Here is a 13,391-nt window from a genome sequence, read left to right as displayed (position 1 = left end):
CGGTGTCAGTCCATGCTCGTCAACAGGGTGAGCACGGTCGACGCCATCGCGGCCGGATCGCCGTCGGCGGGCCGGAGCACCAGGCCCGGTGTGAGCGGATGCTCGTACGGGGCGTCGACGCCGGTGAAATCGCGGATCTCACCCGCACGGGCCTTGGCGTACATGCCCTTCGGGTCGCGCGATTCGCAGATCTCGAGCGGAGTATCGACGAAGACCTCGAGGAAGGGGATGCCCGCGGCCTCGTGCACGGCCCGCGCCCGGTCCCGATCGGCGCGATACGGGCTGATCAGCGACACGATGGCGATGACACCGGCCTCGGCGAACAGCCGCGCGACCTCACCGACCCGGCGCACATTCTCCACCCGGTCCTCGGCCGAGAACCCGAGATCGGAGTTGAGGCCGTGGCGCAGATTGTCGCCGTCGAGCAGGAATGCCGGACGCCCGGACGCCACCAGGCGCCGTTCCAGTTCCACCGCGACCGTCGACTTGCCCGAGCCGGACAGGCCCGTCAACCACACCGTCATCCCACGAGTCGCGCGCTCGGCCCGCTCGACCGCGGTGGAATGCCACACCACCCGCGATGACGGCAGGCTCGGGCCGGTGATCATGCCGCCGGCGACGGTATTGCCGGTACTGTCGTCGACCAGCAGGAAACTGCCGGTCGTGCGGTTGCGCCGGTAGGGATCGAACAGCAGCGGTTGCCGGGTGTGCAGCTGCACCCGGCCGATCTCGTTGAGTGACAAGGTGGTTGCGGCCTCGTCGCGGTGCAGGGTGTTGACATCGAGACGATAGTCCAGCGTCCGTACCTGCACCGGGGTGGCCCGGGTGGTGTGGCGCAGCGTGTAGGACGCGCCGGGAGTGAGTTCGGCGTCCTCGGCGAACCAGCACACCATGGCATCGAGATCGCGTCCGACCTGTGGCCGGTTGGCGGGACGGCAGATCAGGTCACCGCGGGAGACGTCGAGCTCGTCGGCCAGCTGGACCGTCACCGCCTGCGGCGGGAACGCTTCGTCGATGGGCACTCCGCCCGGACCGAAGATCGACCGGACCGTGGTGTTCAGGCCCGAGGGCAGTACCGTCACCTCGTCACCCGGTTTGAAGACGCCGCCGGCGATGGTTCCGGCGTAGCCGCGGAATTCCGGTGTGTGACTGCGGATCACGTACTGCACCGGCAGCCGGGCGTCGATCAGATTGCGGTCGGAGGCGATATGCACCTCTTCGAGATGATGCAGCAGCGGGGTGCCCTCATACCAGGGCATCGAGGTGCCGCGGTGCACGATATTGTCACCGTGCAGCGCCGACACGGGCACGAAGGTCAGATCGGTGACGTCGAGTTTGGACGCGAAACCGGCGAACTCCTCCCGGATCTCGGTGAACCGCTGCTGCGACCAGTCCACCAGATCCATCTTGTTCACGCACAGCACCAGGTGCGGGATGCCGAGCAGCGCGGCGACGAAGGCGTGCCTGCGGGTCTGCTCCACCACGCCCTTGCGCGCATCCACCAGCACCAGCGCCAGATCGGCGGTGGAGGCGCCGGTGACCATGTTGCGGGTGTACTGGATGTGGCCGGGAGTGTCGGCGATGATGAATTTGCGGCGCGGCGTGGCGAAATAGCGGTGCGCCACGTCGATGGTGATGCCCTGTTCGCGTTCGGCGCGCAGGCCGTCGGTGAGCAGTGCGAGGTTCGGGTAGTCCTCGCCGCGATCGCGGCTGGTGCGTTCCACCGCGTCGAGCTGGTCGGTGAACAAGGTCTTGGAATCGAACAGCAGCCGTCCGATCAGGGTCGACTTGCCGTCGTCGACGCTGCCCGCGGTCGCGAGGCGCAGCAAAGTGGTCATCAGAAGTAGCCTTCTCGTTTGCGGTCTTCCATCCCGGCCTCGGAGATGCGATCGTCGGCGCGGGTGGCGCCCCGTTCGGTGACGCGGGCGGCGGCGACTTCGGCCACCACCTCGGCCGGGGAGGCGGCGCTGGATTCGACGCAGCCGGTGCAGGTGGCATCGCCGACGGTGCGGAACCGCACGGTCGACTCGTACGGCGTCTCGCCGTCGAGCAGGTGAAGAAAACGAGTGTGTGCCAGCAACATTCCGTCGCGCTGCACCACCGGCCTGCGATGCGCGTAGTACAGCGAGGGCAACTCGATGCCCTCGGCGGCGATATAGCTCCAGATGTCGAGCTCGGTCCAGTTCGACAGCGGGAACACCCGGATGTGCTCGCCGGGCCGGTGGCTGCCGTTGTAGAGGTTCCACAGCTCGGGGCGCTGTCGGCGCGGGTCCCACTGGCCGTATTCGTCGCGGAAGCTGAACACCCGCTCTTTGGCGCGCGCCTTTTCCTCGTCGCGTCGCGCGCCGCCGAATACGGCATCGAAGCGGCCCTCGCGCACGCTGCGCAGCAGGGTGGTGGTCTGCAGCCGGTTGCGGGTGGCGCGCGGACCGCTGTCCTCGGTGACGCGGCCGGCGTCGATGTCGTCCTGGACCCGGCCGACGATCAGCCGCAGACCCAGCCGCGCCACCGTGCGATCACGGAACTCGATCACCTCGTCGAAATTGTGCCCGGTGTCGATGTGCAGCACCGGGAACGGTAGCGGCGCGGGCCAAAATGACTTGGCCGCGAGGTGCAGCATCACCACCGAATCCTTGCCACCGGAAAACAACAGCACCGGGCGTTCGAAAGTCGCTGCGACTTCACGGAATATATGTGCCGACTCGGCCTCGAGCGCGTCCAGATGGGGAAGCTCGTAGGTGTTCGCCGCCGACTTTGCGTACTGGCTCACGATGCAAAACTAGAACACGTTTCGGGATTTGGTCAACGGTTGGCGTCCGCCGGACTTTTCGGTGACGGCATCGGCGGCGGCCACCAGGTCCGCGCCGCGCCTGGCGATCTCCGCGCCGGTGATCGACGCGCCGACATACATCGTGAGCACCATGTTCTGCCTGCCGTCGGCGTCGAAGGTCGGTGCGGCGAGCAGGCTCACCGGATGCTGTTTGCGTGGCCGCAGATCGGTGCCGAGATACACCCGCTCGCCCAGGCTCGTGACCAGCTCGGCGACCACTTCGCGGAGCTCGTCGGGCAGTTCGCGGGCGGCGACGCCGGCCAGCAGCGAATACAACCGCCGTCCGGCCGCCGTCATGGATTCCACCAGGTAGCCGCGCTCGCGGCATTCGGCGACGATCTGCCGCAGCCGGGCCTCGTCCTGCTGCAGCGGCACCGTCGCGGGCATCGCCAGCCAGGCGTCGAAGGCCGCGTCGGTATCCCAGAGCACGTACATCAGGCCGACCGGTGGCGCGAAAGGGTAGGAAGCGCCCACCTTGACCATGCCGGGGCCGGTGCTCTCCAGCACGATGATCTGCTCACCGACCAGCGCCGATGCCGTGCAGGTGGTGCGGTAGGCCCGGCTGAGCCGGGCCAGCTCGGGGTGGGCGACGCCGGCGATGGCGAAGCTGTCCTGCGCGACCCGGCCCGCCGCGATCAGCGCGGGGCCGGGCCCATAGGTGCGGGTGCGCGGATCGCGGACCAGGTAGCCGCCCGCGGTGAGCTCGGTGAGGATGCCGAGTGCGGTGGGTTTGGCCAGGCCGAGGGTGCGGGCGAGCTCGGACAGGCCCACCCGCTTGCCCTGCTGCTCGACGATGAAATCCAGCACCTGCACCACGCGCTGGGTCGGCGCGGATCGCCGTTCGACCATTGACCACTCCTAGAACACGTTCTAATGTCTCTGGTATCGGAATGTACCAGAGCGGTACATATATGGAACACCGGAGAGTCTATTGCTGACGCAACCGTTCGCGGACGCCATCGCCGCCGCCGAGAAGATCATCACCGAAGCGCCGCACATTCGGACCGAACAGGATCTCGTCGAGGGCTACGACTATCTGGCGGGCAGTATTCGAGCCGCCATTCAGATGGCGTGGGCGTATGAGCGTGATTTCCCGTTCTTCGTCCAGTCGACGGGGCCGTACACGAAAATGGGGCTGGACAATCCGGACACCCTCTACTTTCATTCGTATCTGCGCCCGGATGCCGAATATGTGGTCACCGGAACTCGCGGTTCCACTCGCGATCTGAGTTTTCAGGTATTGAACGGCGATTATTCGCCGGTCGATGTGCCCGACAGCACCACCGCATTCGACGATCGCGCGATTGATATCGCCGCGGACGGATCTTTCGAGGTTCGTTTCGGTCCGGGTGAAGCCGGTCCGAACTACATCACCCTCGCGCCCGATTCGGCCATGCTCGTGGTCCGTGAGGTGTTCAGCGACTGGGGCGCCGAGAAGCCGGGCACCCTGCGCATCCATCGGGCGGACAAGGCCGGTGCCGCGCCACCGCCGCTGACCAAGGACCTGATGACCAAACGCTACGGCGTGGCGGGCAAGACGCTGGTGTCGCGGTTGCAGACCTTCCTGGCCTTCCCGCAGTGGTTCTACCTGAACCTGCCGGTCAACACCATGACCGAGCCGCGCAGCACGCCGGGCGGGCTGACCACGCAGTTCTCCTCGGCCGGGCACTACGAACTCGCCGAGGACGAGGCGATGATCATCACCGTCCCGAAATCGGACGCGCCCTACCAGGGCTTCCAGCTCGGCAGCATGTGGTACCTGTCGCTGGACTACATCAACCACCAGACCAGCCTCACCGCCGATCAGGCGCACGTGGATCCGGACGGGATGATCCGGCTGGTGGTCAGCGAACGCGATCCCGGACTGGCCAACTGGATCGAATGCACCGGCCACGCCCGCGGCTACCTGCAGTTCCGCTGGCAGCGGCTGTCGCGGGAGATGAAACCCGAGGACGGGCCGACGGTCGAGGTGGTGAAATTCGATGAGATCGACGCCAGGCTGCCGTATCACGAGCAGGCTCGGGTGACGCCGCAGCAGTGGCGCGAGCGCATCGCGGCCCGGCAGGCGGCGGTCGCGGAAAGGATGCTCGGCTGATGTTGTTGCAGGACAAGGTAGTCGTCGTCTCCGGGGTCGGTCCCGGCCTCGGCCGCGCCATCGCGGTACAAGCCGCGGCCGCCGGCGCCGACGTGGTGCTCGCCTCGCGCACCGAATCCCGCCTGGCCGAGGTGGCCAAGGCGATCACCGACCTGGGCAGGCGTGCGGTCGTGGTCCCCACCGACATCAACGACGAAGCGGCGGCGGCGAATCTGGTGGAAACGGCGCACAGCGCGTTCGGCCGGGTGGACACCCTGGTGAACAACGCGTTCGCCATCCCGCCCATCGTCGATCTGGCCGACGTCGAGCTGGACGCGGTGCGCGCCGGCTTCGAGACCAATGTGCTGGCGGCGCTGCGCCTGACTCGGCTGTTCGTGCCCGCCCTCGCCGAAGCCAAGGGATCGGTGGTGATGATCAACTCCGCCGTGCTGCACCACTCGCGGCGCACCTTCGGTCCCTACAAGATGGCCAAGGCGAGCCTGCTGGCCTTGGCGCAGAGCCTGGCCACCGAGCTCGGCCCGCGCGGCATCCGGGTCAATTCCGTTGCCCCCGGCTATATCTGGGCCGACAACCTGAAATGGTATTTCAACTACCTGGCCGAACAGCGCGGCATCACCCGCGACGAGGTGTACGCCGAAACCGCCGCGACCATCGACCTGCGCAGACTGCCGGAGCCCGACGAGATCGCCGATGCGGTGGTCTTCTTCGCCTCACCACTGGCGCGGGCGATCACGGGGGCGTGCCTGGATGTCAACTGCGGGGAGTACCACAATTGAGGAGCGAGACGAACATGATCGGCAGGGACGACGTCGGCACCATCGACGATCTGCACGCCTCGGCGAGCAAAGTGGTCGGGCTGAGCGATTTCGGCACCGACGACTACCGCGAAGGGCTGCAGGTCCTGCTCGATTCCTACGCCAGGGATGCGGAACTGACCCCGTTCGGCAACAAGGTCAACCGTGCCTTCCTCCGCGGTGCGCTCATCGCGCGGCTGCTGAGTGAATCGGCCTGGCAGCAGTACCCGCAGCATGCGCAGGTGTCGATCGAGCGGCCGATCTTCGTCACCGGGTTGCCGCGCTCGGGCACCACGGCCGTGCACCGCTTGTTGACCGCCGACCCCCGGCATCAGGGGCTGGAGATGTGGCTGACCGAGATGCCGCAGCCGCGGCCACCGCGCGAGACATGGGAGCAGAACCCGATCTTCCAGCGGTTGCAGGCGGCCTACCACAAGCATCACGTCGAACACCCGGAATTCATGGGCGTGCATCATATTTCGGCCGACCAGGTCGAAGAGTGCTGGCAGTTGCTGCGTCAATCGGCGATGTCGATCTCCTATGAGTGCCTTGCCTATCTGCCGACCTATTCGGAGTGGTTGCGCGAGCAGGACTGGACCGGCGCCTACCGCAGGCACCGCCGCAACCTGCAACTCATAGGGCTCGACGACGTCGACCGGCGGTGGGTGCTGAAGAATCCGAGCCACCTGTTCGCCCTGGACGCGTTGCTCGCGGTGTATCCGGACGCGCTGATCATCCAGATGCACCGGGCGCCGAGCACCATCATCGCCTCGGTGTGCAGCCTGAACGAGCAGGCCTCGGCGGGCTGGTCGGACAAGTTCCACGGTGGAGTCGTCGGGCGCACGCAGCTCGAGCTGTGGTCACGCGGCGCGCAGCGGTTCCTGGACGACCGCAAGAATCATGACGCGGCCCAGTTCTGCGATGTGTACTACGACGATTTCGTGGCCGACCCCATCGGCACCGTCGAGGGGATCTACCGCCACTTCGGCCTGGACCTCACCGACGAGGCCCGCGCGGCGATGACCGCCTTGCATTCGGAGTCGACCTCGGGTGCGGCGCGCCCGGCGCACAAGTACACCCTCGCCGATTTCGATCTCACCGCCGAAGCCGTCGACGCGAGCTTCGGGCCGTATCTGGAGGCGCATTTCCCGGCGCGCTGAACCGTTCCGGCCGGTCGTATCGCGGCTTTCGGCTCGCGGCGGCCGGCCGGATTGTCGCGTTCAGGGCCTTCTACGGCACGCTCAGGGCTGGCCCGGCTTCAGGACGATGAACAGCCCGTTGGCCTCCGCGCACAGCCGCTCACCGTCGTGCAGCGTCGCCCGCACGTACACCTTGCGGCCTTCCCGGCGGTCGGCCCACGTGCGCAACGACAGTTCCTTGTTGAGCGGGGTGATGGAGCGATAGTCGACGGTCAGTGACGCGGTGCGGGTGACACCGCCCGCGTAGAGCGCCGCTGCCATACCCAGCAGGTCGTCGAAGCCGACCACGATCTGGCCGCCGTGCGCGGCGGCGTTTCCGCCGAGGTGGAAGGTGCGGAAGGTGATCCTGGCTTCCACGCCGTCCTTGCTCGCCTTGTCGATCACATACGGCGGGATGGTGATGTTGCCGCGCGCGGGCAGATCCGCCCTGGTCCAGGTGGGGGCCGACCATTCGTCGACGACGGCCGCATCGAGCCGGTCGTTGAGCTGTTTGAGCACCCCGATCGTCTCCAGCGCGAGCTCATCGGACGGACACGACAGCCGCGCCCGGTCCATCAGCTTGCGGACTTCCTCGATGAACGCGCCGTAGTGCGGACCGCCACGGGTGATGTCGGCGTTCTTGGCGGCGTCGATGAGCTCCGACATCGGCCGGAAACCGCCCTCGTGATGCTCGGCGTCGGGCAGTGCGCTGCCGGCCAGGTCTTCGGTCATGAGAACACGTTATCGGTAGCCCGCGGAATGCTCGGTGACCGGGGCGTCCGGTTCAGCTGCGGCGGTAGGACTCGAGCAGCGTGCGCGCGGCGGCGGTGACGTCGTCGTCGAGCCACTCCGGGAGTTCGGGCGCGTGGGCGTGTCTGCGCAGCGCGGCGTACGGCAGATCGGCGATCGCGCGGGCGACCGCGTCGACTTCACGTTCTCCGGCGCGCCCGAACAGCCCTGCGGCGATCCGCCGTAGCTGCTCGATCAGCGGCGCGTTCATGCCGGCCAGCCGGGCACCGAACTCCTCGTCGGGGCTGCCGTCGAGCAGATCGCTCGGACGCAGGCTGAGCAGCAGCCGGGCATCCTCGGGCAGGTCACGGCCGAATCCGAGCGCCGCACGCACCATGGCCACGCCGGCCTCCAGTGGGTCCGGCTCCTCGGCAGCGGCCTCGACTCGGTCCTGGAACCGTTCGAGCGCGCGGATCCACGCCGCGGTGAGCACACCGTTGCGGTTGCCGAAGCGGTGGTACAGCGTGCCGACCGGAGCGCCGCTGGCGTCGGCGATCGCGGCGACGCTCGCCGCGCGCGGTCCGTCGGCCAGTACCAGAGCGCGGGCTGCGTCGAGGATCACATCGGTGTCGTGCTTGCGGGGCGGAGCCATGTACTAGTACGTTCCTTCCATATGGAGCGATTGCCCTATATCGATGAGCATGCCAGATCGGTCGACGCGAACCGCGACCGGACGTGGAAGGCATTGCGGAAAGTTGTCTGTAAGGATCCGGCCGATCCGTCGACCGTGCCCGGCGGGTTCGCAGTGGAAGAGGCCGATCCGCCGCGTCGGCTCGCCCTCGCGGGCAGCCATCCCTTCTCCCGGTACAGCCTGACCTTCGAACTCGACGACGACGGCCCACGCCATACCGTCGTGCGTGCGATCACCCGTGCGGAATTCCCCGGCCTCGCGGGTTCGATCTACCGGGCGCTGGTGATCGGCACCGGTGGGCACAAGCTGGTGGTCCGCCGGATGCTCGCCCGCGTCGTGGCGGCGGCATGAACGCCGGACTGGTGTGGGGCGCCACCGAAGCCGAACGCGAGGCGCCGCTGCCGTGCGATGACCTCGAACCCGATGCCCTGGTCGCCGACCGCGCCATCAGCATCGCCGCCCCGCCCGCCGCGGTGTTCTCCTGGCTGTGCCAGCTGCGGGTGGCCACCTACAGCTATCGCATCGGCAATCGCTGGAAATCCAGTCCGCGGGTGCGTGATCCGCAGTTGACCGAACTCGCGGTCGGGCAGGAGTTCATGGGGCAGTTCGTGCTGGAATCGTTTGCCCTCGGCAGGCATGTGACATTGCGCGCCGACGATATCTGCGTGACCTACGCGGTGCGACCGGAGGGGTCGGGCTCCAGGCTCGTCGTCCGGGTCCGGATGGGCGGTCCGCGCCTGGTGGGCCGGGTGCTCGCCCTCGGCGACGTGATCATGATGCGCAAACAGTTGCGGACGCTGAAGGAACTGGCCGAAGCCGAGGCCGTGCGCGCCTGAGGCGGGGCGATCCGGGACGGCTTTCGCCGATCCGCTGCGGCCGGCCCGGACGGCCGTGCAATGATGTCACCCGGAAAAGCGGCCGCCACGGCGGGTGATCGAGATGCCGTCGGCCCCAACCGGTCGCAGCACCGGGCTTTTCCGCGTCACACCGATCGACACTGCTCGACCACGCACCGTCGCAGACCTGATCGAAAGTTCGGAGCGCCACACTGTCCGCCGCGATTCGCGCGGGCCGTGCGCTGGATCGGGTCCACGCGGGGCACACGTCAGAACTGTTCGAACGTGGAAAGGACTGTGGCACGTGCACTCCCTGGATTCATCGCCGGACGCGGCAGCGCGGGACGGTGGTCGTTCGTGACGGCCGCACATCAGATTCTCGAGCTGACCGACGAGTTCTATCAGGATCCGCACGCCGTCTACCGGACGCTGCGCGAACGCGGACCGATCCACCGTATTCGGCTGGACGGGGTGGTGGGCTGGCTGGTCGTCGACCACGAGGTGGCCAAGCAGGCCTTCGTCGAGCCGAGCATCAGCAAGCGGATCGGATCACCGGAAGGCCAAGCGGTACTGGCCAAACACGGTGCCGCCGAGATGTTCAATGCCGCCATCAATGACAACATGCTCTTCGCCGACCCACCGCAGCACACCCGGCTACGCAAGCTGGTGTCGAAAGCGTTCGCCGGCCGTGCCATTCGCGAGCTCGGCCCGCGGATCACCGAACTGGCCGATGGTCTGCTCGACGAGATGGCCGGACACCACACCGTGGATCTGCTCGACAGCTACGCCTTCCCGCTGCCGATCGCGGTGATCTGCGAACTGCTCGGCGTACCGGACGACGACAAAGACGACTTCCGTTCCTGGACAGCTGTTCTGGTGAACGATGCCGCCCCGATCGAGGACCGCACTACGGCCGGGATCAGCTTCTTCACCTACCTCACCGAGCTGATCGCCGCCCGCACCGATGATCCGCGCGAGGACCTGCTGTCGGAGCTCATCATCGCCAAGGACGACGACGACCGGCTCGATCAGCAGGAACTCATCGCGATGCTGTTCCTGCTGCTGGCCGCCGGTCACGAAACCACCGTCAACCTCATCGGCAACGCGGTGCTCGAACTGCTGCGCGACCCGGCCACCGCGGAGCGGCTGCGGCGCGACCCGGAGGGCATCCCGGCCTTCCTCGACGAGGTGCTGCGCTGCCAGGGCCCGGTGCACCTGGCCACCGCGCGCTACACCACGGCGCCGATCACGTTGGGCGGCCAGGATATCGAGGCCGGCGAATTCATCATGATCTCCCTCGCCGCCGCCAACCGTGATCCACGCCTGTTCAATGATCCGGACCGGATGAATCCCGGCCGCACCGACCATCGGCATATCGCCTTCGGCCACGGCATCCACTACTGCCTCGGCGCCGCCCTGGCCCGCACCGAGGCGACCATCGCCCTCACCAGGCTGCTCGACCGCATCCCCACCCTGTCGCTGAACGCCGGGTTCGACGACCTGGTGTGGCGCAAGAGCCTGCTCATCCGGGGGTTGGCCGAGCTGCCCGTGCGGATCGCGCCGGCGTCGGATTCGCCTGCGCTCGCGTTCGCGATGGAATCTTCGGCACCGTGACGGCGCGGTGCGATGCGGGCGCTGTCGCCCGCATCGCACCGAACGGGACCGGTCGAGTGGAGGCGCGATCTGCCTGCGACGTACGGTGCACAGATGTCCCAGAAGCTGTCTCATGGTGTGTCGGGTGCGCTTCGACGTTTCGCCGGGTGGGTTGCCCGCGGATCGGTCGGCCATCCGATGCTGGAAGGCATCGACTACTGGGATGAACTGAAGGACTCGCCGTCCCAGATGGAGATCTGTTTCGCCATCTTCGTGAATGTCCTCGAACTGGACGAATCCGGCGAGCCGATCAACGAGAAGTATGCCGAGCGGCGCGCTGCCACGTGGCTGTATCGGTACTGCACCGGTGAGCTCCCGCCAGGTGAGCCGGCGCTGGAGTCATGGGAATGTGAGCTCTATTGATCCGAGGGGAATACCGGGCACCGGCCCCGGTCTTGCACCGAACATGACCAGTGCTGAGCTGTTGATCGACGGGTTCGGGCGGATCCGGGAGAACGTGCGCGGGGCAGTGGAGGGGTTGACGGGGGCCGAGCTGGGGGCGCGGCTCGATCCGGAGGCCAACTCGATCGCCTGGCTGGTGTGGCACCTGACCCGGGTGCAGGACGACCACATCGCGGATGTGGCGGGGACCGAGCAGGTGTGGACCCGCGATGGCTGGGTGCGGCGGTTCGGGTTGCCGTTCCCGGCGGCCGACACGGGGTACGGGCATTCCGCGGCCGAGGTCGATGCGCTCGCGCAGGTGCCTGCGGAGCTGTTGCTCGGCTACCACGACGCGGTGCACGCCCAGACGGTCGACTACGTCGGCGGGCTCACCGATGCCGATCTGCCGCGCGTGGTCGATACCCGGTGGGATCCGCCGGTCACGCTCGGTGTTCGGCTGATCAGCGTCATCGACGACGACATCCAGCACTCGGGCCAGGCGGCGTTCATTCGCGGGATTCTCCTGCGCCGCCGATAGCGCGGCGCGACCAGCACCCGCCGCTCTGTCCGGCACCCGGGGGCCGCGATATCGCCGCGCCGCCCGCCCGCAGCGCTGTGTGGCACAAAATGTTCAGGAGCGGTTGAGCTCGGGGATGGGGGAGCGGGCAGTCCAGCGGTTGTGGGTGCGGTGTACGTCGACCGGGTGGGCGAAGGTCGCCGAGATCGTTTCGGTGGTGATGGTCTCCTCGGCGGTCCCGCACGCCACGGTACGGCCCGCAGCGATCAGCAGGGCGTGGGTCGTGGTGCTCGGCAGCTCCTCGAGGTGATGGGTGACCAGGATCGACGCCACTTCCGGATGGGTCCGGTCGAGCGCGTCGATCGTCTCCAGCAGCTGTTCGCGAGCGGCGACATCGAGGCCGGTGGACGGCTCGTCGAGCAGCAGCAGGCGCGGATCGGCGATCAGGGCGCGGGCGATCAGGGTGCGGCCGCGCTCACCCTGTGACAGCGTCGGCCATATCTCGCCGGCCTTACCGGACAGGCCGACGGTGTCGATCATGGCGTGCGCGCGAGCCAGATCGTCGGCCGATGGGCTCCAGCGCATCGGGGTATCGATCGTGCCGGTGAGCCCGGTGAGCACCACCTCGCGCACCGTCAACGAATACCGCAGGGGATGGCGCGGGTTGACATGCCCGATGGATCGGCGCAGCCGCTGCAATTCCACCCGTCCCAGCTGCTCGCCGAGCACATGGACCGTGCCGGAGGTCGGGTGGGTGACAGCGCCGCACAATCCGAGCAGGGTGCTCTTGCCCGCACCGTTGGGCCCGAGTAGTGCCCAGTGTTCGCCGGCGTGCACGGTCAGCGAGATGCCGTCGAGGATCTGTTTGCCCTCGCGCCGGAAGGTCACCTCGGTCAGATCGAGCACCGGTGTGGTCACGAGAACGCCTCCTTCAGGGCGGTGAGGTGGGTGCGGCTGAATTCTGCTGCCGCCGTGGGGTTTCGGGCCGCGATCGCGTCCGCGAGCTGTTCGTGGGCGGCGTGATCGGCTCGCTCGGAGGGGACCGGGCGGATCTCCAGCATGTCGATCATCGCCAGTCGCAGGCGCGGCAGGAATGCGTCGAACAGCTGCACCAGGATGTCGTTGTGGGCGGCGACGAGGACCGCGCGGTGGAACTGCATGTCCGCGTCGACGTGCTCGGCGACCGTCTGCCCCGGCACGTTCCGGCCGGCCAGCGCGCGCCGGATCGCCCGCAGGTCGGTGGGGGTGCGCCGGTGCGCGGCCAGGGCGGCCGCCTCGGCTTCGATGGCGATGCGGGCCTCGATCACCGAGGCGATGGTGGCGCGACGCAGCACGATGTCCCATTCCTCGCTGACATCGAGTGCCGTGACGAACACCCCCGCGCCCTGTCTGCTGGCCAGCACGCCCTTGCCCGCCAGCTCGCGGATCGCTTCGCGCACCGTCGAGCGGCCCACACCCAGTTGCGCGGCCAAGGTCGTCTCGCCGGGGAGCCGGTGTCCCAGCGGCCATTCGCCGCCGCGGATGCGTGCCAGCAGCAGTTCGGCTGCCTGCTCGGCCAGCGGATGCCGGCGTACCTGGTTGTCCATTCGCCAACCTCTCTACTTGTCTGAGGAGTTGTGTATAGTCTAGGCCATGCTCGCCTACCGCCTGCTCCTCGACCGCCACGGCGGGGCCTGACCGATCGGCC

The 13,391-nt window shown here is 67.8% G+C and carries 15 protein-coding genes; 8 read left to right on the top strand and 7 right to left on the bottom strand.

The window, feature by feature from the left end; genetic code table 11:
• Positions 1-5 precede the first annotated feature (5 nt).
• From cysC to AC4HOU_RS23355, 3 genes are read right to left on the bottom strand one after another with little or no spacing between them, the layout of a single operon-like run.
• Entirely contained in the window at positions 6-1,838 is a 1,833-nt protein-coding gene (gene cysC, locus AC4HOU_RS23365) for an adenylyl-sulfate kinase (RefSeq protein WP_195019244.1), read from the bottom strand.
• A complete protein-coding gene (gene cysD / locus AC4HOU_RS23360) occupies positions 1,838-2,770 on the bottom strand; it encodes a sulfate adenylyltransferase subunit CysD (RefSeq protein ID WP_163812281.1) in 933 nt (310 codons plus the stop codon). The genes cysC and cysD overlap by 1 nt, the downstream gene beginning before the upstream one ends.
• Before the next feature lie 9 nt (positions 2,771-2,779).
• A complete protein-coding gene (locus AC4HOU_RS23355) occupies positions 2,780-3,679 on the bottom strand; it encodes an IclR family transcriptional regulator (protein ID WP_195007169.1) in 900 nt (299 codons plus the stop codon).
• An 82-nt stretch (positions 3,680-3,761) separates the two neighbouring features.
• Here AC4HOU_RS23355 and AC4HOU_RS23350 point away from each other — a divergent pair, with 82 nt between their 5' ends.
• From AC4HOU_RS23350 to AC4HOU_RS23340, 3 genes are read left to right on the top strand one after another with little or no spacing between them, the layout of a single operon-like run.
• Positions 3,762-4,925 (top strand): hypothetical protein, encoded by a 1,164-nt coding sequence (locus tag AC4HOU_RS23350; RefSeq protein ID WP_490725288.1) that lies wholly within the window; start codon positions 3,762-3,764, stop codon positions 4,923-4,925.
• Positions 4,925-5,701, top strand: a complete 777-nt coding sequence (locus tag AC4HOU_RS23345; RefSeq protein ID WP_195019245.1) for an SDR family oxidoreductase — start codon at positions 4,925-4,927, stop codon at positions 5,699-5,701. Before AC4HOU_RS23350 ends, AC4HOU_RS23345 begins: the two co-directional genes overlap by 1 nt.
• A gap of 14 nt (positions 5,702-5,715) precedes the next feature.
• A complete protein-coding gene (locus AC4HOU_RS23340; protein ID WP_195019246.1) occupies positions 5,716-6,879 on the top strand; it encodes a sulfotransferase family protein in 1,164 nt (387 codons plus the stop codon).
• 81 nt (positions 6,880-6,960) lie between these two features.
• Here the strand turns inward: AC4HOU_RS23340 and AC4HOU_RS23335 are convergent, their stop codons facing one another.
• The gene (locus AC4HOU_RS23335; RefSeq protein WP_194992131.1) at positions 6,961-7,629 is read right to left on the bottom strand and encodes a PaaI family thioesterase; all 669 of its coding nucleotides are present in this window, start codon (positions 7,627-7,629) and stop codon (positions 6,961-6,963) included.
• Between the two features lie 52 nt (positions 7,630-7,681).
• Positions 7,682-8,278 carry a TetR/AcrR family transcriptional regulator gene (locus AC4HOU_RS23330; RefSeq protein WP_163812268.1) on the bottom strand — a complete coding sequence of 199 codons (597 nt, stop codon included), beginning with the start codon at positions 8,276-8,278 and terminating at the stop codon, positions 7,682-7,684.
• Positions 8,279-8,299: 21 nt separating this feature from the next.
• Between AC4HOU_RS23330 and AC4HOU_RS23325 the strand changes: the two genes are divergently transcribed.
• From AC4HOU_RS23325 to AC4HOU_RS23305, 5 genes are all read left to right on the top strand, one after another.
• A complete protein-coding gene (locus tag AC4HOU_RS23325) occupies positions 8,300-8,668 on the top strand; it encodes a hypothetical protein (RefSeq protein WP_194992130.1) in 369 nt (122 codons plus the stop codon).
• Positions 8,665-9,153: a hypothetical protein gene (locus AC4HOU_RS23320; protein ID WP_194992129.1), complete on the top strand. Its 489-nt coding sequence runs from the start codon at positions 8,665-8,667 to the stop codon at positions 9,151-9,153. The genes AC4HOU_RS23325 and AC4HOU_RS23320 overlap by 4 nt, the downstream gene beginning before the upstream one ends.
• Before the next feature lie 297 nt (positions 9,154-9,450).
• Positions 9,451-10,767 (top strand): cytochrome P450 family protein, encoded by a 1,317-nt coding sequence (locus AC4HOU_RS23315; RefSeq protein ID WP_280213786.1) that lies wholly within the window; start codon positions 9,451-9,453, stop codon positions 10,765-10,767.
• Between the two features lie 93 nt (positions 10,768-10,860).
• Complete coding sequence (locus AC4HOU_RS23310; RefSeq protein ID WP_218586385.1) at positions 10,861-11,169, top strand: DUF7677 family protein; 309 nt, start codon at positions 10,861-10,863, stop codon at positions 11,167-11,169.
• A gap of 43 nt (positions 11,170-11,212) precedes the next feature.
• Positions 11,213-11,725: a mycothiol transferase gene (locus AC4HOU_RS23305; RefSeq protein ID WP_163812261.1), complete on the top strand. Its 513-nt coding sequence runs from the start codon at positions 11,213-11,215 to the stop codon at positions 11,723-11,725.
• Between the two features lie 93 nt (positions 11,726-11,818).
• Here the strand turns inward: AC4HOU_RS23305 and AC4HOU_RS23300 are convergent, their stop codons facing one another.
• Both AC4HOU_RS23300 and AC4HOU_RS23295 read right to left on the bottom strand, forming a co-directional pair.
• On the bottom strand, positions 11,819-12,622 hold the full coding sequence (locus AC4HOU_RS23300; RefSeq protein WP_490725287.1) for an ABC transporter ATP-binding protein: 804 nt from the start codon (positions 12,620-12,622) through the stop codon (positions 11,819-11,821).
• On the bottom strand, positions 12,619-13,290 hold the full coding sequence (locus tag AC4HOU_RS23295; protein ID WP_490725286.1) for a FadR/GntR family transcriptional regulator: 672 nt from the start codon (positions 13,288-13,290) through the stop codon (positions 12,619-12,621). The genes AC4HOU_RS23300 and AC4HOU_RS23295 overlap by 4 nt, the downstream gene beginning before the upstream one ends.
• Positions 13,291-13,391: the final 101 nt, after the last annotated feature.

The sequence above is a fragment of the Nocardia sp. JCM 38205 genome (genome assembly GCF_058222935.1).
Note: the sequence above shows the minus strand (reverse complement) of the source record. Positions and strands in the feature narration are given on the sequence as shown.